The sequence below is a fragment of the Nonomuraea sp. NPDC050451 genome, from assembly GCF_044458585.1.
Window position 1 is genome coordinate 1 of sequence record NZ_JBITHZ010000021.1, and the last position, 24,874, is coordinate 24,874.

The 24,874-nt window shown below is 70.3% G+C and carries 18 protein-coding genes; 6 read left to right on the forward strand and 12 right to left on the reverse strand.

The window, feature by feature from the left end; translation table 11 throughout:
- Positions 1–93 precede the first annotated feature (93 nt).
- Entirely contained in the window at positions 94–1,539 is a 1,446-nt protein-coding gene (locus ACIBI9_RS42445; RefSeq protein ID WP_397231226.1) for a penicillin-binding transpeptidase domain-containing protein, read from the reverse strand.
- 36 nt (positions 1,540–1,575) lie between these two features.
- On the reverse strand, positions 1,576–1,935 hold the full coding sequence (locus tag ACIBI9_RS42450) for a MerR family transcriptional regulator (RefSeq protein WP_397231228.1): 360 nt from the start codon (positions 1,933–1,935) through the stop codon (positions 1,576–1,578).
- A gap of 81 nt (positions 1,936–2,016) precedes the next feature.
- Here ACIBI9_RS42450 and ACIBI9_RS42455 point away from each other — a divergent pair, with 81 nt between their 5' ends.
- A complete protein-coding gene (locus tag ACIBI9_RS42455) occupies positions 2,017–2,940 on the forward strand; it encodes an aldo/keto reductase (RefSeq protein WP_397231230.1) in 924 nt (307 codons plus the stop codon).
- A gap of 127 nt (positions 2,941–3,067) precedes the next feature.
- Here ACIBI9_RS42455 and ACIBI9_RS42460 read toward each other — a convergent pair whose 3' ends face one another.
- The gene (locus ACIBI9_RS42460; RefSeq protein ID WP_397231232.1) at positions 3,068–3,706 is read right to left on the reverse strand and encodes a TetR family transcriptional regulator; all 639 of its coding nucleotides are present in this window, start codon (positions 3,704–3,706) and stop codon (positions 3,068–3,070) included.
- 57 nt (positions 3,707–3,763) lie between these two features.
- Here ACIBI9_RS42460 and ACIBI9_RS42465 point away from each other — a divergent pair, with 57 nt between their 5' ends.
- Positions 3,764–5,059, forward strand: a complete 1,296-nt coding sequence (locus ACIBI9_RS42465; protein ID WP_397231234.1) for a GH1 family beta-glucosidase — start codon at positions 3,764–3,766, stop codon at positions 5,057–5,059.
- Here ACIBI9_RS42465 and ACIBI9_RS42470 read toward each other — a convergent pair.
- Entirely contained in the window at positions 5,041–5,937 is an 897-nt protein-coding gene (locus tag ACIBI9_RS42470) for a coiled-coil domain-containing protein (protein WP_397231236.1), read from the reverse strand. The genes ACIBI9_RS42465 and ACIBI9_RS42470 overlap by 19 nt on opposite strands.
- A gap of 202 nt (positions 5,938–6,139) precedes the next feature.
- On the opposite strand from ACIBI9_RS42470, the gene ACIBI9_RS42475 reads away from it, so the two are divergent.
- Both ACIBI9_RS42475 and ACIBI9_RS42480 read left to right on the forward strand, forming a co-directional pair.
- Positions 6,140–9,157 carry a M14 family zinc carboxypeptidase gene (locus ACIBI9_RS42475; RefSeq protein WP_397231238.1) on the forward strand — a complete coding sequence of 1,006 codons (3,018 nt, stop codon included), beginning with the start codon at positions 6,140–6,142 and terminating at the stop codon, positions 9,155–9,157.
- 123 nt (positions 9,158–9,280) lie between these two features.
- Complete coding sequence (locus ACIBI9_RS42480; RefSeq protein WP_397231240.1) at positions 9,281–10,714, forward strand: aldehyde dehydrogenase; 1,434 nt, start codon at positions 9,281–9,283, stop codon at positions 10,712–10,714.
- A gap of 199 nt (positions 10,715–10,913) precedes the next feature.
- Here the strand turns inward: ACIBI9_RS42480 and ACIBI9_RS42485 are convergent, their stop codons facing one another.
- From ACIBI9_RS42485 to ACIBI9_RS42505, 5 genes are all read right to left on the reverse strand, one after another.
- Entirely contained in the window at positions 10,914–11,684 is a 771-nt protein-coding gene (locus tag ACIBI9_RS42485) for an alpha/beta hydrolase (protein WP_397231552.1), read from the reverse strand.
- A 37-nt stretch (positions 11,685–11,721) separates the two neighbouring features.
- Positions 11,722–14,151 carry an ATP-binding protein gene (locus ACIBI9_RS42490; RefSeq protein ID WP_397231242.1) on the reverse strand — a complete coding sequence of 810 codons (2,430 nt, stop codon included), beginning with the start codon at positions 14,149–14,151 and terminating at the stop codon, positions 11,722–11,724.
- 54 nt (positions 14,152–14,205) lie between these two features.
- Positions 14,206–14,619 carry an AMP-binding protein gene (locus ACIBI9_RS42495; RefSeq protein ID WP_397231244.1) on the reverse strand — a complete coding sequence of 138 codons (414 nt, stop codon included), beginning with the start codon at positions 14,617–14,619 and terminating at the stop codon, positions 14,206–14,208.
- 72 nt (positions 14,620–14,691) lie between these two features.
- Positions 14,692–17,190, reverse strand: coding sequence for a LuxR C-terminal-related transcriptional regulator (locus ACIBI9_RS42500; RefSeq protein ID WP_397231246.1), 2,499 nt, complete (start codon positions 17,188–17,190; stop codon positions 14,692–14,694).
- A 52-nt stretch (positions 17,191–17,242) separates the two neighbouring features.
- Entirely contained in the window at positions 17,243–17,986 is a 744-nt protein-coding gene (locus ACIBI9_RS42505) for an AMP-binding protein (protein ID WP_397231248.1), read from the reverse strand.
- Between the two features lie 186 nt (positions 17,987–18,172).
- On the opposite strand from ACIBI9_RS42505, the gene typA reads away from it, so the two are divergent.
- On the forward strand, positions 18,173–20,023 hold the full coding sequence (gene typA / locus ACIBI9_RS42510; protein ID WP_397231250.1) for a translational GTPase TypA: 1,851 nt from the start codon (positions 18,173–18,175) through the stop codon (positions 20,021–20,023).
- Positions 20,024–20,208: 185 nt separating this feature from the next.
- A complete protein-coding gene (locus ACIBI9_RS42515) occupies positions 20,209–22,722 on the forward strand; it encodes a hypothetical protein (protein WP_397231252.1) in 2,514 nt (837 codons plus the stop codon).
- A 123-nt stretch (positions 22,723–22,845) separates the two neighbouring features.
- Here the strand turns inward: ACIBI9_RS42515 and ACIBI9_RS42520 are convergent, their stop codons facing one another.
- The 3 genes from ACIBI9_RS42520 to ACIBI9_RS42530 are packed head-to-tail and all read right to left on the reverse strand — an operon-like array spanning position 22,846 to position 24,666.
- Positions 22,846–23,496 carry a DUF2461 domain-containing protein gene (locus ACIBI9_RS42520; RefSeq protein ID WP_397231254.1) on the reverse strand — a complete coding sequence of 217 codons (651 nt, stop codon included), beginning with the start codon at positions 23,494–23,496 and terminating at the stop codon, positions 22,846–22,848.
- A gap of 36 nt (positions 23,497–23,532) precedes the next feature.
- The gene (locus ACIBI9_RS42525) at positions 23,533–24,330 is read right to left on the reverse strand and encodes a polysaccharide deacetylase family protein (RefSeq protein ID WP_397231257.1); all 798 of its coding nucleotides are present in this window, start codon (positions 24,328–24,330) and stop codon (positions 23,533–23,535) included.
- A gap of 30 nt (positions 24,331–24,360) precedes the next feature.
- Positions 24,361–24,666, reverse strand: a complete 306-nt coding sequence (locus tag ACIBI9_RS42530; protein WP_397231259.1) for a hypothetical protein — start codon at positions 24,664–24,666, stop codon at positions 24,361–24,363.
- Positions 24,667–24,874 lie beyond the last annotated feature (208 nt).

A 24,874-nucleotide genomic window follows, 5' to 3' on the forward strand; every position in this document is an offset into this window, starting at 1 on the left:
ATCACCGAACAGGGCGACCACCACACCCTGATGTCCCTCAACGGCCTCTACGCCGACCTCTACACCCTCCAGGCCGCCGCCTACCGCTGACCCTCACTGCAAGGCTGCCTCGATGACCGCGCGGGCGATCGAGGTCACCGCGTCGGCCCGCGCCCCGGGGCGCTCCAGCACGACCCCCACCGCCACCTCGGGCGCGTCCGCGGGCGCGAAGGCGGTGACGAGCGCGTGGTCGTCGGTCCCCGGGATGACCTCCGATATGACAGCCGCGGCGGCCGTCTTCTTGGGGGCGGCCGCCGACTTCCCGGTGCGCGGCGCCATCGTCATCATCGCGGCCAGGCTCTTGGCCAGCGCCGGTGACACGGCCTTGCGGTAGACGGAGGGGCCTGCGCGGTCGATGACCGAGCCGTCGGCCAGCCGTACCTCCTCCACCAGGTACGGCCGCATCAAGGTCCCGTTGTTGGCCACGGCGGCCGACAGCATGGCGACCATCAGCGGCGTCACCCGGCTGTCATGGTGCCCGATGGCCGACAGGGCGGTCTGCGCCCGATCCATGGCCAGCGGATACCGGCTGGCCGTGGCGACGAGCGGGATCGTCAGGTTCGGCGCGTTGAACCCGAACGCCTCCGCCTGGTCCCTGAGCAGGTCCTGCCCCAGCTGCAGCCCGATGTTGGCGAACGCGGTGTTGCAGGACACGTGGAACGCGTCCGTGAGCGTCGGCTTCTGCTTCCCGCACCCGCCGCCGCCCGCGTTCTGCAGGACCGTCGGCGTCCCGGGCAGCCGCAGCCGGACGGGCGCGTCCACCAGCGCGGTCGGGGTGTACTCCCCGGAGGCCAGCGCCGCGGCCGCCGTCACCAGCTTGAACGTGGACCCTGGCGGATAGAGCCGGTTCAGCGCCCGGTTGAGCAGGGGTCGCGACGGATCCTGCCGGAGCAGGCGCGAGGTCTCGTGGAGCCGCCCGGCGTCGAAGGTGGTGAGGGTGTTCGGGTCGTAGGTCGGATAGGTGGCGAGCGCCAGGATCGCCCCCGTCGCCGGGTTGACGGCCACCACCGCTCCCGGGAGCCCCATCCTCCTGAGCTCCTGGTACGCGGCCCGCTGCACCCGTTCGCTGATCGTCAGCCGGACGTCGGCCCCCTCCACGACGCCACCCCTGACCAGCGACCGCACCTTGACCTTCGGGTCCTCCCCGGACAGCACCTCGTCCCGCGCCTGCTCGATCCCGGTGGAGCGGTAGAGCGACATGTGGCCGGTGACGGCCGCGTACAGCTCCCCGTCCCGGTAGACCCGCCGGTAGAGGTACGGGCCGCCGCCGGTCGGGCGGCTCACGGCGATCGGGGTGCCCTCGTAGGTGAGGATGTCGCCGCGCGGATGGTCGAACCTGGCGATCAGCGGCCGCACGTTCCGGTGGTCGGCGTTGAGCTGCCGCGAGCCGAACGCCTGGACGACCGTCACATGCGCCAGCAACAGGAACAACATCGCCGCGCACAACCTGGCGACACGGCGCAGCGGCTCGTCGATCCGCTCCGCCCTCGATCCGGCCATGGATCTTGGTTTAACAGCCGGACCGCAAAGACAGGGCTAGAGCTGGCTGCGGTAGTAGCCAATCTTGTTGTGGATGTACTTCTGCCGCTCGGCCAGCTTGTCGATCTGCTCCCTGACCTGCCTGTCGTGCTCCTCCAGCAGCTTGATCCGGTCGGGGATCGTGTGGTCTCCGGCGCGTACGAGCTCGGCGAAGCGGAGCATCTTGGCGATGGGCATGCCCGTGTCACGCAGGCAGCGCAGCGTGCCGAGCCAACCGACGTCCTCCTGACTGAACCTGCGCTGGCCGGCCGCGTTGCGCCCGACGCGCTCCAGCAGGCCGATCTTCTCGTAATAACGCAGGGTGTCGATGCTGAAGCCGGTCTCCTCGACAACTTCCGCCGGCGTGTAGACACTCACGTTTACCAGGATCCCACCTGGAGCGCACTCCAGGTCAACGGGCTTGACATGGAGTGCGCTCCAGCTCCCAAAGTCGGGCCCATGAACATCGCACTCGGCACGATTCCGTTCGGCACGACCGTCGACCTGCGGGACACGTTCGCCATCCTGGACCGGTTCCACGAGGCCGGCGGCACGATGCTCGACACGGCCAACAACTACCCGTTCTGGGTGGAGGGCCGGTCGGGTGACGAGAGCGAGCTGGCCATCGGCGCGTGGCTGGCCGCCCGCGGCAACCGCGACGAGATCTTCATCAGCACGAAGGGCGGCGCCCGCCCCACGGTCCCCGGCGACACCACCCTGACCTCCGCCGAGGGCCTGTCCGCCCCCGCGATCGCCAAGGCCGCCGAGGGCAGCCTGCGGCGACTGGGCACGGACCACATCGACCTGTACTGGTCGCACGTCGAAGACCGCTCCGTCCCGCTGGAGGAGACCCTGGGGGCGCTGAACGAGCTCGCCCAGGCAGGCAAGATCCGCAGCGCGGGGGCGAGCAACATGGCGACCTGGCGCCTCGAACGGGCCAGGAACGTCTCGGCCGCCCACGGCTGGATCCCCTACACCTACCTCCAGCTCCGCCACACCTACCTGCGACCCCGCCCGCTCACCAAGCTCGCGGAGTCGGGGCACAGGCTCGCCACGGATGAAACCTTCGACTACCTGGCCGCCGAGCCTGACCTGACGTTGTGGGCGTACAACACGCTGATGTTCGGCAGCTACACGCGCGCCGACCGGCCCATCCCGGAGATCTACGACCACCCGGGGACCGCGCGGCGGCTCGCGGTGCTGCGGGAGGTCGCGGACGAGCTGGGCGCCACGACCAACCAGGTGGTGCTGGCATGGCTGCTGGCCGACGGCGTGGTCCCGATCGTGGGCGTCTCGACGATGGCCCAGCTGGAGGAGGCCGTCGCCGCCACCGACCTCAAACTCGACCCCGACCTCCGCACCCGCCTCGACACCACCAGCTGACCTCCGACCCACCCAACCCGGCCCGGGGCCCGACGCCCACCGGACCACACCCCGCCGACCCGGCGCCGGAAGGGCGAGGCCCACGGCGCGCAAGCGCAGCAGCGAGGCAGGGGGGTGAGAGGGGTGGTCAGGCGAGGTGGTCGGCGAGGTAGCGGCGGACGAGGTGTTTGCATTCGGCGATCAGCAGCGCATCGCCGCACGGATCCACGCGGAACGCCAGCTTGAGCACCGCGTCCGTCGCCTCCACCGCCACCAGCAGCGCGCGATCCAGACCCGGCCCCACGGGCGCGTCCAGGAGTTCGAGGGTGAGGGTGCGCAGCCGCTCGGCCACCACCATGTTGTTCTCCTGCGTCCCGTCCAGCGCCTTCTTGCTCCCGCCGACCGCCGGGCCGCCGGGGGCGAGGAGGACCTCGCCGAAGTCCAGCACCGCGAATCCCGGCGTGGTGCGCTTCATGGCGACGAACTCGTCGATGGCCAGGTCCACCAGGTCCGTCCAGTGTCCGAGGTCGGCCTTGGGGATGCGGTCGATGACGCGGGAGAGGAACGCTTCGAGGTTGCGCCGCGCCAGAGCCCGCACCAACCCCTGCTTGTCGTGGAAGAACTGGTAAAAGGTGCCGATCGGGACTTCGGCGCGGCGTGCGACCTCTTTGGTGGTCATCGCCTCGTAGCCGACCTCGTCAAGCAGGATCGCGCATTCGTCGAGCATCCGCTCCACCCGCTCCACGCTCCGGCGCTGGGCGGGACGGCGGCGCAAAGTACTCGTCATGACCCCATCCTGACCTATTACTGACATTAAAGTTCCCATAGACGAAAGGAGCCCGGGATGTTCCTGTGGGGGACGGCCACGGCGGCGTACCAGATCGAGGGCGCGGTCAAGGAGGACGGGAGGGGCGTCTCCATCTGGGACACCTTCGCCCACGAGCCGGGCCGCACCAGGGACGGGCATACGGGGGACGTCGCGTGCGACCACTATCACCGGTGGCGTGAGGATGTCGAGCTCATGTCCGGCCTCGGGGTGAACGCCTACCGCTTCTCCATCGCCTGGCCGCGCGTCCAGCCGCAGGGGGACGGCGAGGTCAACGCGGCGGGGCTCGACTTCTACGAGCGGCTGGTGGACGCGCTGCTGGAGAAGGGCATCCAGCCGGTGCCGACGCTGTTCCACTGGGACCTGCCGCAGGCGCTGCAAGATCGCGGTGGGTGGATTAACCGCGATATTTCGGGAAATTTTGCCGAGTACGCCGCCACCGTCGCCGCCCGCCTGGCCGACCGCGTCCCCTTCTGGATCACCCTGAACGAGCCGTTCGTCCACATGGCCTACGGATACGCCATGGGCATCCACGCCCCCGGCCAGGCCCTCCTCACGGACGCGCTCCCCGCCGCCCACCACCAGCTCCTGGCCCACGGCCTGGCCGTGCAGGCCCTGAGGGCGGCCGGCGCCCGCCAGGTCGCCATCACCAACAACTGCACCCCGGTCTGGCCCGCGTCCCAGGAAGAAGCCGACCTGAAGGCGGCGGAGGCCTACGACATCCTCCACAACCGCCTCTTCAACGACCCCGTACTTCTCGGCAAATATCCGGACTTGTCGGCTTACACCCAGAACGTCGACTTCGTCCGGGACGGCGACCTCGACATCATCGCCACCCCGCTGGACGGCCTGGGCATCAACTACTACAACCCCACCCGCATCGCCGCACCCACCGACGAGGGCCTCCCCTTCGCGGACGCGGGCATCACCGGCTACCCCACCACCGCGTTCGGCTGGCCGGTCGTCCCCGACGGCCTGCGCGAGCTCCTGACCGGCCTCAAGTCCAGGTACGGCAGCGCGCTCCCGCCCGTCCACATCACCGAGAACGGCTGCTCGACCGACGACACGCTGGAGGACCACTCCCGCATCGAGTTCCTGGAGGGCCACATCGCGGCGATGCGCCGGGCCATGGCCGAGGGCGTGGACGTACGGGGCTACTTCGTCTGGTCCCTGCTGGACAACTTCGAGTGGGCCGAGGGCTACCACCAGCGCTTCGGCCTCGTACACGTCGACTTCGAGAGCCGGCGCCGCACCCCGAAGGCCTCCTACCGCTGGCTGCGGGAGCACATCCGGGCTCAGAACACCGACACGTGAACGTGGTCGTAGTGGTTGGCCGTGACCCCGCCGCGGTCCGACATCGGGTCCCAGCCGCCGCCTGACCGGATGTCGTAGTAGCGCTGCTTCCAGATGATGTACATGACGCCGATCCGGGCGCCGTTCTTGATCAGGTAGTCGGCCAGGGCGTCACCGCGGGCCTCGTCGGACCCGGTGGCCATGGTGCCGCCCCGGGACATCATGAAGTCGCAGGCCCGGCCCTTGCCGTGCTCGCCGGGGTCGCCGGGGCGCAGGCAGCCCACGCCGTACTTCATGGGGAAGTTCTGCATGATGGCGGCACGCACGTCGATCATGCGCTGGGTCAGACCCTCGGCGCCGCCGGGCTGCTGGAAGCCGTACTTGGCGAGCAGTTTCTCGACCTCGCGCTGCTTGCTCTGGAGGTTCTTGATCTCCTTGCGCAGCTTCTCGATCTTGTCGTTGGCGGCGATCTTCGCCTCTTTGGACTTGTCGATCAGCTTCTGGACGCTCTGGACGCGCCTGGTGCGCTCGTCGGCCATGTAGTTCATGTTGGCCGCCTGCCCCAGTATCACGGTCGGGTCGGCGTTGGGGGTGAGGAGCCGGAAGGTGTCGAGGGGCCCCACCATGTACGCGGTCTGCGCGATGTCCGCCACGTCCGCTTGCGCGTCCTTCAGCTGGGCCTGAAGGGTGCCGGAAGTGGTGGTGGCCCGCTTCACCTGGAGCTTGATCTCCTCCAGGCTCTGGATCTGGCCGCGGTAGCGCTTTTCGAGCAGCTCGGCCTGTTTGGTGAGTTTCCGCAGGTCAGCAGGGCTGGGATCGGCCGCGGCGGGAGATGGCGCGGGGAGGCCGAGCAGCCCGGCGAGGACGGCGACAAGAACGGCGATCCGCCCGGTTCTCACACCCGCCCCCTCCCCTCATAGACGGACCGAAACTATAGAAGATGATCTTGATGCCTGTCACCCGAACGGCCGAACTGCCGCACCTTTGGCGACATTTCTGGTGATTTGTCCGAATTAAGGCGGACCTAAAGATTGGGCCTTGTCTAGATCGCTCCAACGGTCTGAGATGGCGATCGAACTCGTCTCTGCGAAGGGGCAGATCGTGTCTCGAACATTGACCCTCGCCACCGCCGTCATCCTCGGCTTAGGCACGTCCATCGTGGCCACGACCGCGCAGGCGTCCGTGGACCCGCTACCGCCCCGCGACCGCATCGAGCTCTACCAGCTCGACAGCGCCCCGGGCACCGCGCAGACACTCAGGGAAAAAGGCTTCGACGTCGTCCAGCAGCAGAACAAGGGCGACCAGGAACACATCGAGCTCACCGCCGCACAGGCCGACCTGGATGCGCTGCGCAAGCTCGGCCACAAACCCGAGCCCGTACGCAATCCCCAGGGACAGACCCAGCTCGAGGCCGCCAAGGCGCAGGCGGCCTCCGGCTACACCGTGTGGAAGTCCTATTCCGAGGCGGGCGGCATCGCCGACCAGCTCAAGGCCATCGCGAACGCCAACAAGGACATCGTCAAGCTCCAGTCGATCGGCAAGACGCTGAAGGGCCAGGACATCCTGGCCGTCAAGGTCACCACGGGCGCCCGGCTGCTGCCCGACGGCATCAAGCCCTCGACGCTCTACTCCGCCACGCAGCACGCCCGCGAGTGGATCGCCACTGAGGTGGACATGCGGCTGCTGAAGTACGTGACCGCGAACAAGGCCGCGCTGAAGGACCTGCTCAACAAGACCGAGCTGTGGTTCGTGCCGGTGGCCAACCCCGACGGGTACGACTTCACGTTCACCGAGGGCAACCGCCTGTGGCGCAAGAACCTGCGCGACATCAACGGCGACGGCAAGATCACGGTCGGCGACGGCGTCGACCCGAACCGGAACTTCCCGACGAACTTCCACTACGACGAGGAAGGCTCGTCGAGCATCCCGAGCAGCGACACCTACCGCGGCACGGCCCCGGCCAGCGAGCCGGAGACAAAGGCCATGGACGGCCTGCTCAGGCGCATCGGGTTCGAGATGCAGCTCAACTACCACTCCTACGGCCCGCTGCTGCTCTACCCGAGCGGCTTCCAGATCGCCACGGAGACGGCCGACAACCCGATCTACGAGGCCATCACCGGCAACGACGCCAACCCGGCCGTCCCCGGCTTCGACCCGGACCTCGGGGCCGAGCTCTACACCACGAACGGCGACACCAACGACCATGCCCACCGCCAGTACGGCACGCTGTCGTGGACGCCGGAGCTGAACGAGGGCTGCGACGGCTGCGGGTTCGTCTTCCCCGACGACGAGGCGCTGGTGCAGGCCGAGTTCGAGAAGGGCCTGCCGTTCGCGCTCGACGTGGCCAGGTCCGCGGTCAACCCCGTCGAGCCGGTGAACCACCTGGGCAACAAGACCCCGGACTTCGAGATCGACCCGTTCGAGGTCAGCTACGGCAAGGACCAGGTCGTCCAGGTCAACGCCAAGCGCAAGCTCGGCCCGGTCCTCCTGAACTACCAGGTCAACGGCGGCCGCACCAAGACGGTCCTGACGGGCGAGTGGAAGGGCGGCGAGCGGTACGGCAGCGGCTACAACCGCTACTACCACCGGCTGCGCGGCAAGATCACCGGCACCAAGCCGGGCGACAAGGTGAAGGTCTGGTTCGCCTCGATCGGCAGGAAGAGCGCCGACTTCACCTACACCGTGGCGACCGACATCGGCGGCAAGGTGCTGATCCTCGCCACGGAGGACGTCACGGGCCTCAGCCCGGCGCAGGGCGTGACCGAGGCCAAGTACGCCGACGAGTACACCGCGGCGCTCACGGCGGCCGGCTACACCTCGGACGTGTACGACATGGACAAGGCGGGCCGGAAGGCCCCGCACCCGCTGGGCGTGCTCAGCCACTACAAGGCCGTGGTGTGGGAGACCGGCGACGACATCATCCCGAGGTCGCCCGGCCAGGTGGGAGGCACGACCTCCAAGGGCGGCGTGGACACCGAGCTCGCGGTCCGCGACTACCTGAACGAGGGCGGCAAGCTGCTGCACGCCGGCAAGTACCCGTCGTTCGCGGCCAACAACAACGGCGCCTACTACTACCAGCCCGACCAGCCGGCGCAGGCGGAGTGCACGGTCCCGGACGACCCGCCGTGCATCCCGGTGTTCAACGACTTCCAGCAGTACTGGCTGGGCGCGTACGTCTTCTTCGACGACGCCGGCACCGACCACAACACGGGCCAGCCGTTCGGGCTGGCGGGCAACGGCGGCACGTTCGACGGCTTCGGCGCGACGATCGAGCCTGGCCACACCAACTCGTTCGTGGCCACCTCGGCCATCCTGCCCGCGCAGCAGTTCCCGCTGTTCGCGAGCTCGGCGCAGGTCAAGTGGGTACGCCCGGGCGGCCCGTTCGACCCGCACTCCGGGGCATGGGACGTCTACAGCGGCATCGCCGACGTCTCGTGGAAGCGGCTGACCAAGACGATCGACCTGACCGGCAAGAGCAGCGGCGAGCTGACGTTCTGGACCTCGTACGACACCGAGAACACCTGGGACTACCTCGCGGTCGAGGCGCACACGGCCGGCGGCGACGACTGGACCACGCTTCCGGACGCCAACGGGCACACCACCCAAGTGACCGGCAGCAGCTGCGACCCGCCCAGCGGCGGCGAGGGCTGGTGGACGATCCACCCGTTCACCCGGCGCTACCAGGGCCCCAACTGCGAGTCCACGGGCACCTCCGGCGCCTGGAACGCGGCCACCGGCAACTCGGCCGGCTGGCAGCAGTGGAAGATCGACCTGACCCCGTACGCGGGCAAGCAGGTCGAGCTGTCGATCTCCTACATCAGCGACTGGGGCACCCAGGGCGCGGGCGTCTTCCTGGACGACTTCGCGGTCGCCCTGGACGGCGTGACGACCGAGCAGACCTCGTTCGAGTCGGACCTGGGCGGCTGGGCCGTCGGGGCGCCTCCCGAGGGCACCTCGCCGTCGATCAACAACTGGTTCAGGACGGACCAGGTGTTCGAGGAGGGTGCCGGCATCGTCACCAAGGACACCGTCTACCTGGGCTTCGGCGCTGAGAGCGTGACCGACCCGGCCACGCGCGCCGATCTCGTCAAGAGGTCCATGGAGCACCTGCTCGGTTAGAGCCGGAGAGGGGTGCGGCAGAGCGTGCCGCACCCCTCTTGCGTGTCCGGACAGAACATGGTTCGGTCACCTTGAGGAAGTCCGAAAACAAGCAAGCATTCGGTCAAACAGGAGGGTCACGACATGCGCCGGCACGACACGCTGTTCATCGGGGGCGAATGGGTGGCCCCCGCGGGCACCGGAACGATAGACGTCGTCTCCCCGCACACCGAGGAGGTCGTCGGCCAGGTGCCCGACGGCACGGCCGCGGACATGGACCGGGCGGTCGCGGCCGCCAGGGAGGCGTTCGACCACGGGCCGTGGCCGCGGATGACGTTCGCCGAGCGGGCCGAGGCCATCGGCAGGCTGGCCGCGATCTACAACGAGCGGCAGGGCGAGATGGCCCAGCTCATCACGGAGGAGATGGGCTCGCCGATCACGTTCTCGAACCTCGCCCAGGCGCCCCAGCCGCTGGGCATGCTGCAGTACTACGCAGAGCTCGGCAAGACGTTCGAGCAGGAGGAGCAGCGGCCGGGCCTGTTCGGCCCGATCACCGTGCGCAGGGAGCCGGTGGGCGTGGTGGCGGCCGTGGTGCCGTGGAACGTGCCCCAGTTCGTCACGATGACCAAGGTCGCGCCCGCGCTGCTGGCCGGCTGCACCATCGTGCTCAAGCCGGCCCCCGAGACGCCGCTGGACGCGTACCTGCTGGCCGAGTGGGCGATCGAGGCGGGCATCCCGGCGGGCGTGCTCAACATCGTGGCCGCCGGCCGCGAGGTCGGCGAGCACCTGATCTCCCACCCCGGCGTGGACAAGGTGGCCTTCACCGGCTCGACGGCGGCCGGCCGGCGCATCGCCGCCATCTGCGGCGAGCAGCTCAAGCGGGTCAGCCTGGAGCTGGGCGGCAAGTCCGCCGCGATCGTCCTGGACGACGCCGACCTGGCCGCCAGCATGGGCTTCCTGTCCATCGCCTCGCTCATGAACAACGGCCAGGCCTGCGTGGCGCAGACCCGCATCCTGGCCTCGCGCAACCGCTACGACGAGGTCGTCGAGGCCGTCGCGAACATGGTCAACTCCCAGCCCGTCGGCGACCCCGCCGACCCGGCGACCGGCATCGGCCCGCTGGTGGCCAAGCGGCAGCAGGACCGGGTGGAGGGCTACATCAGGATCGGCATGGACGAGGGCGCCAAGGTCGTCGTCGGCGGCCTCGACCGGCCCTATGACCGCGGCTGGTACGTCTCCCCCACCGTCTTCGCCGGCGTCACCAACGAGATGCGCATCGCCCGCGAGGAGATCTTCGGCCCGGTCCTGGCCGTGATCCCGTACGAGGACGAGGCGGACGCCGTACGCATCGCCAACGACAGCGACTACGGCCTGGCCGGCTCGGTGTGGACGGCCGACGCCGAGCACGGCATGGACGTGGCCCGCCAGGTCCGCACGGGCACGTACGGCGTCAACTGCTTCATGCTGGAGACCAACGCGCCCTTCGGCGGCTACAAGGCCAGCGGCATCGGCCGCGAGCTGGGCCCCGAGGGCCTGAACGGCTACCTGGAGTACAAGACGATCGCGCGGCTCGGCTAGCCCCGTCGAGAAGGGCCTCGCGGCATGCCGCGAGGCCCTTCGTCGTGCCACGGGACGTGCACCCAGCGCGCCCCCGCAACGCTAGGTACAGATCCCGCTACCGGAAGTATGTCCCACGTCCACCGCGGCGACGGTTTCCTTCCCCAGAGACTTTCTCCCGGTGGTTTCTTTCTTTCCGTCCTAGATAGACGCGTTTAACTCACAAAAGGTTCGAGGAGATCCACTTGCCGATTCTGCGGATGAGTTCGGGGGGCGCGGCGGTCTCCGCGTGGCCGTACCCGGGCTCGATCCAGAGCTCCTTGGGCTCGCGTGCGCCGGCGTAGAGCTGGTGCGCGTGGTCGAGCGGGAAGAACGCGTCCTGGTCGCCGTGCACGATCAGCAGCGGGGTCGGCGAGATGAGCGCGGCGGCCTCGTGCGGCGGCACCGGGATCGGGTCCCACTCGCCGCGGGCGATCCTCGTCCGCTTGACCACCCTCGCCGCCAGGCGCCCGAACGGCCGCTCGATGGCCCAGTGGACCTGCCGCATCGGCTTGGTGCCGCGGTAGTACCAGCGGGCCGGGCCGCTCACCGCCACCACGGCGTCCACGCCGCCGCGCAGGCCCGCGTGCCGTACGGCCACCGCCGCCCCCATGGAGAAGCCCACGACCGCGATCTTGGAGTAGCCGGCCACGCGGGCGTGCCGGACGGCGGCGTCCAGGTCGAGGATCTCCAGGTCGCCCACCGTGGTCTCACCGCCGGAGCGCCCGTGGCCGCGGAAGTCGAAGGCGACCACGCCGCCGTACCCGCTCAGCACGTGCACGATGCGCCGCGCGGTGCGATCCCGCCACGAACCCGTGAACCCGTGCGCCATGACAATCCCTGTGTTCATGGCCTCCACTCCGTGGAGGCGGGCTCGGTCGCTGGGGAGCCGTCGCCGTGTCGAGGGGGTGTGGGCGGCGTTGAGGCGTACCCCGTCGTCGGTCCTGAGCATGACGGGGAAATGGGGCGCGTACGGCATGGAGCTGAGCTTATGTTCGCTCCGCGTCGACCTCGTGTTCGGCCGCCCAGACCGCGATCCGCGCCCGCGAGTCGAAGCCCAGCTTCTCCATGATGATGGCGACGTGCCTGGCCACGGTGGCCGGGCTGATCACCAGTGCCTCGGCGACGCCGCGGTTGCTCAGGCCGCGGGCCAGCATCGCGGCGATCTCCCGCTCCCGCGCGGTCAGCCCGTCCTGGACGGGCACGCGCGGCGGCGGCGCGGCCGACCCGGGATCGCCGTCGAGCACCAGCCCGGCCACCTCCTCCGGCGGCATCCCCGTCCCCCTGGCCCAGAGCAGGTCCACCCGGTCCGCCCCGAGCCGCGCGCGGGCGAGCGCCAGCAGTTCCTCGATCCGGCCGGACGCGCCGACCTGCCCGATGGACTCGCGCAGCGCGGTGGCGGCCGAGGCCGCGAGCACCGCGCCCTCCAGGTCTTCCCGCGCCTGCGCCAGGGCGGAGACGGCCATGAGCGCGCGGACGATCCCCCTGCGCTGGCCCGTCTGCCTGCTCAGCGCCAGACTGTCGGCTATGTGCCCCCTGGCCGCGGCGTGGTCGTGCAGCCCGGCCGCCACCCGGCCGATCTGGGCCTGGCAGCGGGCCAGCTCGATCCGGTTGTCCAGGTCCTCCAGCAGCGGCAGCGCGGCGGCATGGTGCGACCTGGCGGTCTCCAGGTCGCCCGCGGCCTCCGCCACCGCGCCCAGGTGGGTCAGCGCCCTGGCCAGCGACCAGTGATGCCCTGCCTCCCTCGCCAGCGCGAGCGCCTCCTCGCCGTAGCGCCGGGCCTCGTCCGGCCGGCCGTGGAAGAGCGCCAGGTTGAGCTGGGCGATCCTGGCCGTGACCAGGTTGAACAGGTCGTCGTGGGCGCCGGCCGCCGCCTCCAGCTCCGCGGCGTAACACCGCGCCCGCTCGCTCTGCCCGGTGCGGAAGAGCACGGTCAGCGCCACGCCGTACGTGATGCCCAGCCAGTGGGTGTACGGGTGCCGCTTCTGCTCCTCGAGACCCCGCACGACCAGCTCTTCGGCCCGGCCCAGCTCGTCGGCGAGCTCCAGCCCGTACGCCAGCCCGCTCCTGGCCACCGCGACCAGGTCGGCGGGCACGCCGGACAGGTCAAGCGCGAGCAGCCGCTCGTGCCAGCCGACGCTCTCGCCCAGGTCGCCGCGGACGGCCATGACGGCCATGGCGGCGCGGGCCAGGCGCAGCCCGAGCACGGGGTCGCGCGACTCCACCGCCCAGTCGACCGCGTTCCTGGAGTCGTCGAGGAGGGCTCTGCCCCTGGTGAAATGGGCGAAGCGCTCCTCCCACGGCGTCCTGCGATCGAGCGAACCCGACTCGTGGCAGTGCTCCATCTCCTCGCAGACCGCCTTCAGGTGCCTGTCGCGCAGGCGCGCGGCCTCGCCGGCCTCGTCCAGGCGCTCGGCGGCGTACTGCTTGATGGTCTCCAGCAGGCGGTAGCGGCCGGGGATGTGGTGGCGCACCAGCGATTTCCCGGCCAGGCCGGCGAGCAGGCCGGGCAGCTCGGCCTTGCGCAGGATGCCGCCGTCGGCGCAGACCCGTTCGGCCAGCTCGACGTCGAACGGCCCGGCGAACACCGAGAGCCGGCGCAGCAGCACCCGCTCCTTGGGCGGGAGGAGCTCGTGGCTCCACTCGACGGTGGCCAGGAGCGTGCGCTGCCTGGCGGGTGCCGTGCGCTCGCCGGTGGCGGGCAGGCCGAAGCGCCCGCCGTCGCGACCGGCCAGGCGGTCGGCGATGTGCCCGGGGCTCAGCCGGCTCGTACGGGCCGCCGCCAGCTCCAGCGCGAGCGGCAGGCCGTCGAGCGCGTGGCACAGGCGTACGACGTCGTCCATGACGGCCGCCACCCCGCTCGCGCCCGCCGCGAGCGCCCGCTCGACGAACAGCAGCACGGACTCGGCCTCGGGATGCCGCTCGTCGGGCAGCTCCAGCGGCGGCACCCGCCAGACCAGCTCGCCCGGGATGCGCAGCGGCTCGCGGCTGGTGAGCAGGAACCGCAGCTCGGGGCACTCGGCGGTCAGACCGGACACCAGCTCGGCGCAGCGCTCGACCAGGTGCTCGCAGTTGTCCAGCACGATCAGCGCCCTGGCCGTGCGCAGGCGCGTGCGCAGGCCGTCCAGCAGCCGCCCGGGCACCTCGTCGCGTACGCCGAGCACCTCGGCCATCTCGTTGACGATCAGCTCGGGGTTGCCGATGCGGGCCAGCTCGACCAGCCACACGCCGTCGGGGAAGCGGCTCAGCTCCTGCGCCGCCACGCGCAGGCCGAGCCGCGTCTTGCCGATGCCGCCCACGCCGCTGAGCGTGACCACGCGTTCTTCGTGGACGAGCACCGCCAGCTCGGCCACGTCGCGGACGCGCCCGACGAAGCGGTTGGGCTCGGCGGGGAGATTATGCGGGACTTGCGCGATCATGTGGGGCCCAGGTGGTCGCGGGGGGATCACATCCGATGCCAAGTCTCCCCTGCTTCAGGGGCTGATGGGATCACTTTCCGTGCAGAGTTCGCGACTGGTTGGATATGAATGTAGGGCGCCGAGGTCGGCGACGCTCAGCACGATCCGTACGCGTGATTCGTCCGCCGCGTCGAGCGCCCCCGGCACGTCGGAGATCATCACGCGGGCGCCGCTCGCGTGGATCTGGTCCCTGAAGGCGCCCGTGTCGAGATCGCACGGCAGCGGCCAGGCGACGCCGCCCGCGGCGATCACCGCGTCGGCCGCCACCAGCAGGTCGGCACCCACGGGCAGGCAGATGAGCACGGCGTCACCCGCGCGCACACCTCGGCGCCGCAGCTGGACGGCCGCGACTGCAGACCTCTCGTCCAGCTGCTCCTCGGTGAGCCTCAGGCCGGTGCCCGAGTCCACCATGACGATGCGCTCATCCATGTGGCCCACGGTAGGGAGGGCCCCTCATGCATACATGGGGCGGAATATGCAGATCCCTATGCAGAACCGCGGTCACCTTGCGACGGTCGGGTGCTCGGCTGCCCAGACCGCGATCTGGGCCCGCGACGTGTAGCCCAGCTTCTCCATGATGTTGGCGATGTGGCGGGCGACCGTGGCAGGGCTGATCACCAGCTCCGTCGCGATGGCGCGGTTGGACAGCCCCCGGGTGAGCAGGCCGGCGACCTCCTGCTCGCGGGCCGTCAGCAGCGAGTGCCTGACCGGCTCGGTCACCACCGGCGCCTTCTGCGCGATGCGCTCGCCCTCCAGCACGTGGCGGGCGGCGTCGTCGGGGCTCATGGCCCGGCCCCGCGACCATAGGGAGGTGGTGCGGCCGTCGCCCAGCTTGGTGCGGGCCCGGCCGAGCAGTTCCTCGATCCTGATCGTGGGTGACTGCTGCCCGATCGACTCGCGCAGCCTGGCCGCCGCGCCCGCCGCCAGCACGGCGCCCTCCAGGTCGCCCTCGCGCTCCGCCAGCACCGACAGCCCGACCAGGCACAGGGCCACGCCGTGGCGTTGCCCGGTCTCCCGGCCCAGGGCGAGGCTGGCGGTCAGCCAATCCCGCGCGGCGGCGAACTCGTGCAGCATCGCCGTCACCCTGCCGACCCTGGCCAGGGCGCGCGACAGGTCGAGGTCGCTGCCCAGCTCGCGCAGCCACGGGACGACCATCTCGTAGTGGGCCTTGGCGGTCACCAGGTCGCCGCGGAACTCGGCCACCGCGCCGAGCTGGGTGGCGGTCCTGGCCATGATCCACCGGTGGCCGTGCTCGCGGGCCCGGGCGAGCGCCTCCTCGCCGTGCCGCTGCGCCTCGCGCAGCCGCCCCCGCGTCAGTGCCACGGCCGACAGTCCGGCCAGCCCCGCCGCCTGGTTCCATGCGTCGCCCGACCGCAGTGCCAGGGCCAGGCCCTCCTCCGCGTGGTGCACCGCGTCCTCGGGCCTGCCCATGCGCAGCAGCACGACGACGATGAGGCTGTGGATGACGCAGCGCGCGAACGTGTTGTCCTCGGTGACCCCGGCCAGGCTCTCCTCGGCCAGCGCCAGGGAGCGGCTCAGCTCGTCCCTGGCCTCCAGGCCGTAGGCGAGGTAGCCCCTGGCCTGCGCGATCTGCTCGCCGGGCACCTGGGTCAGGTCGAGCGACAGCAGCCGCTCGATCCAGGTGACGATCTCCGTCAGGTTTCCGCAGAGCGGCAGCAGCCCGCTGCTGGCGGCGCAGAGGCGCAGGCCCAGCGGCACGTTGCCGGACTCCACGGACCAGTCGAGCGCCATCCGCTGGTCGTCGACGAGGCTCTTGCTCATGGTCAGCGCTTCGAGGCGGCGCGCCCACGGCACGCCCGGCTCGACCATCTCGGTGGCGAAGTGGCGCTCCTGCAGCTCGCAGACCACGTGCAGGTGGCGCTCGCGCAGGACCTCGCGCTCGCCGGCCTTCTGAAGGCAGTCCACCGCGTAGCGCTTGATGGTCTCCAGCAGCCAGTAGCGCCTGCGGCTCTCGTCACACAGCACGAGGGACTTGTCGACCAGCCCGCCGAGCAGATCTACGATCTCCGCCTCCGAGATGGGCCGCTCGGCGCAGACCTGCTCGGCCAGGTCGAGGTCGAAGTCCCCGGCGAACACCGACAGCCTGCGCAGCAGCACCTGCTCCTTCGCCGACAGCAGGTCGTAGCTCCACTCGACGGCCGCGAGCAGCGTGCGCTGCCTGGCGGGGGCGGTGCGGCCGCCGGTGGTGAGCAGCGAGAACCGGTCGTCGATGCGGTCGGCGATCTGCCCGGGGCTGAGCAGGCTCGTACGGGCCGCCGCCAGCTCCAGCGCCAGCGGCAGCCCGTCGAGCGCCCGGCACAGCCGCACCACGTCGGGCAGGCTGCCGGGACCCAGCCTGGTGCCGGTGGCCGTCGCCCGGTCCAGGAAGAGCTGCACGGACTCGGCCTCGGGACGCCTCTGTGCGGACTCTTCCTCGGGGGCGCCCCGGGCGGGCTCTGTCTCGGGGCCGCCCCTCATGGGACCGGCCTCGCCGGGGTTGCCCTCGTCGGGGAGGTCGAGCGGTGGGACCCGCCAGATCAGCTCGCCGGCGATGCGCAGCGGCTCCCTGCTGGTGGCCAGGACGCTCAGGCGCGGGCAGGCCGCGATCAGCGCCGCGGCGACCTCGGCGCACCTGTCGATGAGATGCTCGCAGTTGTCGAGCAGCAGCAGGCAGTGCAGGTCACGCAGCCGGTCGAGGACGGTGCCGAACACCGGGCGGCCCGCCTCCTCCCGCACGCCGAGCACCCGGCCGATCTCCTGGTCGACCAGCTCGGGGTGGCGCAGCCTGGCCAGCTCGACCAGCCAGACGCCGTCGGGGTACGCGGAGACCAGCCCGGCCGCGACCCGCAGGGCCAGCCGGGTCTTGCCGATGCCGCCCACGCCGCACAACGTGACCACGCGCGTCTCGCGGAACAGCCCGCGCAGCTCGTCGAGATCGCGCTCGCGACCAACGAACCGGTTGGGCTCCGCCGGAAGATTGTGCCTGGGGGGCTCTGGCATGTGGTCACCCTGCGTCGCTGAAGGATCACACTCTCCCACAGTGTCGCACTTTTCACAGCCCAAGCGAGCTCACGATCGCCCTTTCGTCGACGACACGCAGGACGGGGTCGCCGAGCAGCCGTCTGGCCAGGTCATATGGGGCGACGACCATGGTGGCCCGGCGCTCCTGGGCCAGCACGCGGCAGCCCACCAGGCTCGGCTCGTGGGCGATGACGACGTGCGCGCCCACCGTCATCGCCAGGTCGATCACCCGCAGACCCCGGAACGGCTCGCTCACCGCGCTGATCACCACGTCCTCCTTGCCGATCACCAGCCGACCGGCGAGCCTGCGCAGGTCGGCCGCCAGCGTGTGGTGATCGAACACCCGCCCGCCCTCGACGGTGAGCGCGGGCCCGGCCAGCGGGCCGTACTCGAGGGCGCGGTCGCCGATCAGCGCGGTGAACGGCTTCGCGCCCGGCACGGACTGGAAGGAGAAGACCCGGTCGACCTTCACCGCGGCGGGGTCGTAGCGGCGCTGGGTGATCATGAACCGCGCCGTGCCCGAGGCCGCGAGCACCGCCACCCCGCCCGCCCAGGCCACGGAGTGGACCGCCAGGGGCAACGTCGTGCCGAGCGGGACGTCGACGATCACCTCGTCGCCGAAACGCAGGCCCTGGCGCTGCAGACCCGCCGCGGCGCGGGTGACCCGCCTGGTGAACGCGGCGTACGACAGCACCTCGCCGGTCCTGACTTCGCTGACCGCCGGTTGGTCCCCCTGGGTCGGCGCCGCGGCCATAACCAGCTCTGTCCAGGTCATGCCGACAATCTAGGGACGCCGGCCCCGCTTGCCATGCGCACAATTGTGCAACCGGCTATGTACATAGAGCCTCCCCTTGACATCGGAGATCCGCTCACGTCGCGCTTGTCATCAGAGGGGATCAACTAGACTTATAAGGCCGCGACTTCGCGCGGCCGCCCCCACGACACAGAGCGAGACGTCATCATGCCTTTGAACAGCCGCGACGACCTGCGGAACATCGCGATCATCGCGCACGTCGACCATGGCAAGACCACGTTGGTCGACGCCATGCTCTGGCAGTCCGGGGCCTTCCGCGCCAACCAGGACGTCGACGACCGCGTCATGGACTCCAACGACCTCGAGCGCGAGAAGGGCATCACCATTCTCGCGAAGAACACCGCGGTCAAGCACGGTGGCATGACCATCAACATCATCGACACCCCCGGCCACGCCGACTTCGGCGGCGAGGTCGAGCGCGGCCTGTCGATGGTCGACGGCGTGGTGCTGCTGGTCGACGCCTCCGAGGGACCGCTGCCGCAGACCCGCTTCGTGCTGCGCAAGGCGCTGAGCGCGAAGATGCCGGTCATCCTGTGCATCAACAAGGTCGACCGCCCCGACGCCCGCATCAAGGACGTCGTGGACGAGGTCTACGAGTTGTTCATGGACCTCGACGCCACGGAGGAGCAGATCGACTTCCCGATCGTCTACGCCTCCGCCAAGGCCGGCCGGGCCTCCATGGAGCGCCCCGAAGACGGCGGCATGCCCGACTCGACGGACCTCGAGCCGCTGTTCGACATCATCAAGTCGACCATCCCGGCGCCGACGTACGACCCGAGCGCGCCGCTCCAGGCCCACGTCACCAACCTCGACGCCTCCTCCTACCTCGGCCGCATCGCGCTGTGCCGCATCCACCAGGGCGTCATGCGCAAGGGCCAGCAGGTGGCCTGGTGCCGCACCGACGGCACGATCCAGCGCGTCAAGATCACCGAGCTGCTCATGACCGAGGCCCTGGAGCGCAAGCCGGCCGAGGAGGCCGGCCCCGGCGACATCATCGCCATCGCCGGCATCCCCGACATCATGATCGGCGAGACGCTGGCCGACCCCGACGACCCGCGCCCGCTGCCGCTGATCACGGTCGACGAGCCGGCCATCTCGATGACCATCGGCACCAACACCTCGCCCCTGGTCGGCAAGGTCAAGGGGTCCAAGGTCACCGCCCGCATGGTCAAGGACCGCCTCGACAAGGAGCTGGTCGGCAACGTGTCGCTGCGCGTGCTGCCCACCGACCGGCCCGACGCCTGGGAGGTGCAGGGCCGCGGCGAGCTGGCGCTGGCCATCCTGGTCGAGCAGATGCGCCGCGAGGGCTACGAGCTGACCGTCGGCAAGCCGCAGGTCGTCACCAAGTCCATCGACGGCAAGGTGCACGAGCCGGTCGAGCGCCTGACGGTCGACTGCCCCGAGGAATACCTCGGCGCGGTCACCCAGCTCCTGGCCGTACGCAAGGGCCGCATGGAGCACATGACCAACCACGGCACCGGCTGGATCCGGATGGAGTTCGTGGTCCCGGCGCGCGGCCTGATCGGCTTCCGTACGGAGTTCCTCACCGAGACGCGCGGCACCGGTCTGGTGCACCACGTGTTCGACTCGTACGAGCCCTGGTTCGGCGAGCTGCGCACCCGCAACAACGGCTCCCTGGTGGCCGACCGGTCCGGCCCGGTGACCGCGTTCGCGATGCTCAACCTGCAGGAGCGCGGCACGCTGTTCGTCTCGCCGACGACCGAGGTCTACGAAGGCATGATCATCGGCGAGAACTCCCGGTCCGACGACATGGACGTGAACATCACCAAGGAGAAGAAGCTCACCAACATGCGCTCCTCCACCAGCGAGGAGACGGAGAAGGTGATCCCGCCGCGCGTCCTCTCGCTGGAGCAGGCGCTGGAGTTCATCCGCGAGGACGAGTGCGTGGAGATCACTCCGGAGCACGTGCGCATTCGCAAGGTCGTTCTCGACGCCGCCACGCGCGGTCGCGCCGCGGCCCGCGCCAAGCGCGCCTGAGATTTTCCGGGCGGCATTTTTCGGTGTAAGCACGCCCGGTAAGGCTCCAGCTTCGCCATGGGCGATGAATGGGCCAGCCCGTCAAGAAAAGGGGTCATGGGGAAAAGCTGTAATCACACCGTGACCCCCTGACATAGAACATTCCGCCATTCCGGAGAATCATCCAATTTGTGGGAAAGCTCCGGATGGCAACTGCGTTCGGGCTGGCTCTGGTGTCGTTGGGGGCGATCGTTTGGTGCACCGTCGCAGCCAGACCGGTGGCGGGCCCCGCGCTGCCCAAGAGCACCGCGGCGCCCAACCCGTGGGTGGCGGCCGCCGCCCGCGCCGACACTCTCGTGGGCTGGGCCCGCAAGGCCACCACCGAGGTGACGGTCGCCAGGGCGACTGAGAGCGACCTGGCCCCGGTGCCCAAGGGGCGGATCGATCCCCGCCAGCGGCAGGTCAAGGTGACCGTCGTACACCGCCTCCAGATGGCGCCCAAGGACCCGCTCACGGAGGCGCTGCGCCAGGGAAGCGGGTTCCCGGGAACGCTTCAGCAGGTCACCGACTCCGCGTTCGGCGCGATCAAGGTGGGCGGGCCCGGGCTGGCGCCCACGACACGCCTGGCGCCGATCCTGACCTCCGATTCCACCGGCACCACGGCCAGGTTCGCCGTGACGCTGCTGCGGCAGGTCAAGACGGACGAGCTGCTCAAGCTCGACTTCACCGCGCCCAACGCGGTCCCGCTGATCGTCACCTCGCGCTCGATCGCGGTGCTGCCCGGTGAGTGGACGGTGCTGCGGCTGGCCGGCATCACGCCGGACCGGGAGCAGGAGGAGCGGCTGGAGTTCACCATCGGGGCGTACCCGGTGAGCATGACGCTGGCGCCGGACTCGTTCGGGTTCGCCGACACGGTCGTCGAGGACGACTTCTCGTGGGCCACCGCGCTCGGCGTGCTCACCGCTATCGCGCTCGTCGCCTTCCTGCTGCGCTCGCTCGGGCGCGGGTGGTGGGGGCGGCTGGCCAACAGGGAGCTGTTCGTCGGGCTCGTCATGGCGGCGCCCACGCTGCTGATCCCGCTGTTCGCCGAGGACTGGTCGGCGGTCGCGTACGTGATGCTCTTCGTCGCGGTGCCCGCGCTCGCGCTGCGGCACGCGGGACGGGTGCTGCCCACCAGCCCGCCGTGGAACACCCGCGACCTGCTGGTAGTGACCGGGCTGGGCGTGGTGGTCGGGCTCGGCATGCTGGCCTGGTCGTGGCTGCACGGGCAGTTGCCGGGGCAGACGCTGCTGGCCGGAGGCGCGGTGGCGGCCGTGGCCGCGGCCGGGTCCGCGGTGGCGTTCAGCGTGGACCTGGGGGTCAGGCCGGTGATCGTACGGCTGGCCGTGCTGTCGGCGGAGGCCGCGATCGGGCTGCTCGCGCTGGCGCTGTGGCTGCGGGCGCTGCTGGCCGGGGTGTACCCGCCGGACAGCATCCGGCTGGTGCTGGCGCTGGGCTGGGCCATGATCCCGGTCGCCGCCCTCGCCGTGGCCACCAAGCAGTGGACGCGCGGCGCGGTGGCCGGCGCGGTGATCGTGAGCCTGCTGGTCCAGGGCTGGCCGACCGAATGGCTGGACTCGGGGTCGTGGAGCCTGGCCGTCTCGCAACCCGAACCCCGGATCGGCAGCCTGGTGCTCACCCCGCTCGTGCGCGGGGTGCTCGGGTTGCTGCTGCTGGGGTTCCTGATGCTGGTGCTGCGGCTGCGGCGGCTCGGCGACGAGCTCTCGGCGATCGACAACCCGGTAGCCGAGTCGACCATGATCGCCGTACTGATGGTGCTGTACATCACGCCCGGGGGCAGCACGACGCTGGCGGACATCGACGTGCCGTTGCCGCTGCTGGCGATCACCTCCATCGTCGCCTGGGCGAGCGCGCGCTGGCTGCTCTCCGGGCCGCGCCCCGTACTCACCGAGCCCGCGTCCCAGGAGGAGCACCGCCGGCTCATCAGGGCCGCCCTGCACAAGCGGCTGCTGCTCGTGGCCGAGCAGGAGCTGTACCGCGTCGGACGGGGCAGCATCGGCTCGGGCGAGATGTCGATGACCGACTTCGACGAGCGGCGGGACGCCCTGGAGGAGGCGCTGCGGCAGCACGGCCGGCACCCGGAGACCGCCTTCGCCACGGCCGCCGGATGCACGCCCTGGCACAACGGCGTGCACGCCTTCGCCGTGAGCCTGCTGCTGAGCCTGCCTTTCGCGATCGTGTACGGGTGGCCGGACGGGGCCGACCTGACCAGCTTCATCTTCGACGCGCGCTACCTGATCACCCTGCCGGCCTTCGGCTTCCTGTTCGGCTACTTCTACCCGCGGCTGCGCGGCACCCAGCCGATGACCAAGGCCCTCCACCTGACCGCCGCGGCCCTGCTCACCGAGCTGTCCGGCTACCTGTCCACCTTGGTGGAGCCGGACATCGGGGCCGTCGACAAGGTGCAGGTGGTGGGGATCGTGGTGGGTCAGGTGACCATGGTCTGCGTCGGGCTGGGGCTGTACTGGGAGTGGCGCCTCATGCACCTGGCCGGGGAACCGTGGGCCCGGGTCCGCAGCCTACGCAGCATCCGCAGCCTGGCGGCCCCCACCCTCGCCATCGTCGTAGCGGCCGGCACCACCGCCGCCACCTCCGTAGCCGGCCAAACCGTCGACCGCATCCTCAAGGGCGACCAAATCACCACCACCGCCCCCCGCTAGCTGCTCGGCCCTCGCCCACCCGACGGCGTGCGCACCGACCGCATTGCGCCGAACACCACCGACCCGGCATCCGGTGGGCTGGGGCACGTCGTAGCGACGTCCCGCCGACCCGGTGGCCGGGGGTTAGCGGCGGGGGAGTTCGCTGCCGCGGACGTGGGTGGTGAGCCAGGCGACCAGGGGGCCGTACGCGCGCCACGTACGTGACACCCGCTCGCGCACCTCCTCCGTGTGCACCCACGGCTCAGGCTCCCAGCGCACCCCCGCGTAGAGCGACTTGTGCCGCAGGAGCTCGATCCGCGGATGGTCCTCCGAGAAACCACGCGGTTTGGTCTTGAGGCGCTCCCCGCCCAGCTCGTAACCGGCGGACACCAGCTCCCCCGTGATCGACTCCAGAGGCTTGCCGGTCAGGTCCTCGTCCACCGCGGCCCGGTAGCGGGCCACCTGGTCGGGCGCCTGGGTGTAGAAGCCTCCCGCCGTGTAGAGCCCGGCCGCGCTCAGCTCGACGTAGAGCCCGATCCCCGGCTGGAGGTCCACGAACGCGCCCTGATGGGTCTTGTACGGCGCCTTGTCCTTGGAGAAGCGCACGTCACGATAGGGCCGGAAGAGCTGCGCCGCCCCGAACTCGGAGGCCAGCTCGTCCGTGAGCGCGAGCATCGGCTCCCGGACCGCCTCCTCGTAGAGGTGTTTGTGCCGCGTGAAGTAGGTCTTCGAGTTGTCCGCCTCGAGCCCTTCGTAGAACAGGAAAGCCTCATCAGGGAAGCCGCTGAAACCCATGCTCCCAAGGGTGCCACGCCGCACCGACACCTCGGGTCACCGCTCGGTGTACGTCCGCCCTGGTGACGGCGTCCTGCCGTAGAGCTCCGACACCGTGACGAACGTGAAGCCCTTCCGGTCAAGGAGGTCGAGGATGGCGGGCACGGCCTCGACCGTCGTGCGGTGGATGTCATGCAAAAGGACGATTGACCCGGGCTTGGCCTCGCCCGCCCGCCGGGCCACGACCGCGGGGACCCGATTCAGCCAGTCGAGGGTGTCGACGCTCCAGAGGATCTGCGCCAGCCCCTCGCGGCGCGCCTCCGCGGCGACGGCGTCGTTGGTCGACCCGTACGGCGGCCGCATGACGTGCATCCGCACCCCGGTCAGCTTGAACACGAGGTCGTCGGTGTGCTTGAGCTGGCGTTGGACGTCGTCGTGCGAGAGCCCGGCGAGGGCGGGGTGGCTCCAGGAATGGTTGCCGAGCTCGTGGCCGTCCTCGACGATGCGCCGGGTGAGACGGCCGCCCTTGTCGGCCGCCACCATCTGCCCGATGACGAAGAACGTGGCCTTGACGTCACGCTTGCGCAGCAGGTCGAGCAGCCGCCCGGTGTACTCGCCGGGCCCGTCGTCGAAGGTCAGGGCCACGCACTTGAGCTTCGCGCAGTCGAACTTGCGGCTGCGCGGCCAGCCGAACCCGTACTGCATCGACACCAGTCGCTTGGCGAGCACCGCCGGATCGATGACGGCCGCCTTGTACGGCACGATCGGCGCCTCGGTCTGATGGCGGCGCGCCACCGAGTAGGTGACGCAGATCGCCAGAGCGAGCAGGGCCAGCGGCAGAGCCCATACGCGCATGGTTCCCCCCGAAACGCCGCGCGCGGGGGCCTACGGATAGTCCTGGACCGGTTTCCCCCGCAATTCCCTGGCCAGGTCGTCCCACCAGAGTGGGATATCGGCCTGCAGTTCCTTGTAGCGGCGCGCCACGCGCATGGCACATCCGACCGGATCCGTACCCAGATGCCGACGTTTCACCGGTCCTTCCCGCCAACGGTAAAAACCATCTCTATACCGAACGACCAGGCCTATCCATACCGAGATAGTCGCTCCGTCCCCTATCTCGTACGCGCTGGTGACGCCCAGAGCGCGAAGCTCCGACTGGAGCTTCTCGGTCGCCGCCAGGGCCTCACTCACACGCCACCCCCTGCCCACGTTCCGCCACACCAGGGATGTACCCAACAACGGGCATCAGCCGTCCAAAGCGTCAAGTAATCGTCAACTACCACTGGTTGAAGCTCTGACGGTCCCGTCTGGCCGCAGGGAGGCCGGTCATCATCCGGCGCGCGTCACAGGGGACGGCGCCATCGACGGCAACTTTCGGATCGCCATCGCACACCTCCTG

Coding starts and splice junctions, on each gene's coding strand:
- ACIBI9_RS42445 (WP_397231226.1), bottom strand. CDS start 1,539: ATGGCCGGATCGAGGGCGGAGCGGATCGACGAGCCGCTGCGCCGTGTC.
- ACIBI9_RS42455 (WP_397231230.1), top strand. CDS start 2,017: ATGAACATCGCACTCGGCACGATTCCGTTCGGCACGACCGTCGACCTG.
- ACIBI9_RS42460 (WP_397231232.1), bottom strand. CDS start 3,706: ATGACGAGTACTTTGCGCCGCCGTCCCGCCCAGCGCCGGAGCGTGGAG.
- ACIBI9_RS42465 (WP_397231234.1), top strand. CDS start 3,764: ATGTTCCTGTGGGGGACGGCCACGGCGGCGTACCAGATCGAGGGCGCG.
- ACIBI9_RS42480 (WP_397231240.1), top strand. CDS start 9,281: ATGCGCCGGCACGACACGCTGTTCATCGGGGGCGAATGGGTGGCCCCC.
- ACIBI9_RS42485 (WP_397231552.1), bottom strand. CDS start 11,684: ATGCTCAGGACCGACGACGGGGTACGCCTCAACGCCGCCCACACCCCC.
- ACIBI9_RS42490 (WP_397231242.1), bottom strand. CDS start 14,151: ATGATCGCGCAAGTCCCGCATAATCTCCCCGCCGAGCCCAACCGCTTC.
- ACIBI9_RS42495 (WP_397231244.1), bottom strand. CDS start 14,619: ATGGATGAGCGCATCGTCATGGTGGACTCGGGCACCGGCCTGAGGCTC.
- ACIBI9_RS42500 (WP_397231246.1), bottom strand. CDS start 17,190: ATGCCAGAGCCCCCCAGGCACAATCTTCCGGCGGAGCCCAACCGGTTC.
- ACIBI9_RS42505 (WP_397231248.1), bottom strand. CDS start 17,986: ATGACCTGGACAGAGCTGGTTATGGCCGCGGCGCCGACCCAGGGGGAC.
- typA (WP_397231250.1), top strand. CDS start 18,173: ATGCCTTTGAACAGCCGCGACGACCTGCGGAACATCGCGATCATCGCG.
- ACIBI9_RS42515 (WP_397231252.1), top strand. CDS start 20,209: ATGGCAACTGCGTTCGGGCTGGCTCTGGTGTCGTTGGGGGCGATCGTT.
- ACIBI9_RS42520 (WP_397231254.1), bottom strand. CDS start 23,496: ATGGGTTTCAGCGGCTTCCCTGATGAGGCTTTCCTGTTCTACGAAGGG.
- ACIBI9_RS42525 (WP_397231257.1), bottom strand. CDS start 24,330: ATGCGCGTATGGGCTCTGCCGCTGGCCCTGCTCGCTCTGGCGATCTGC.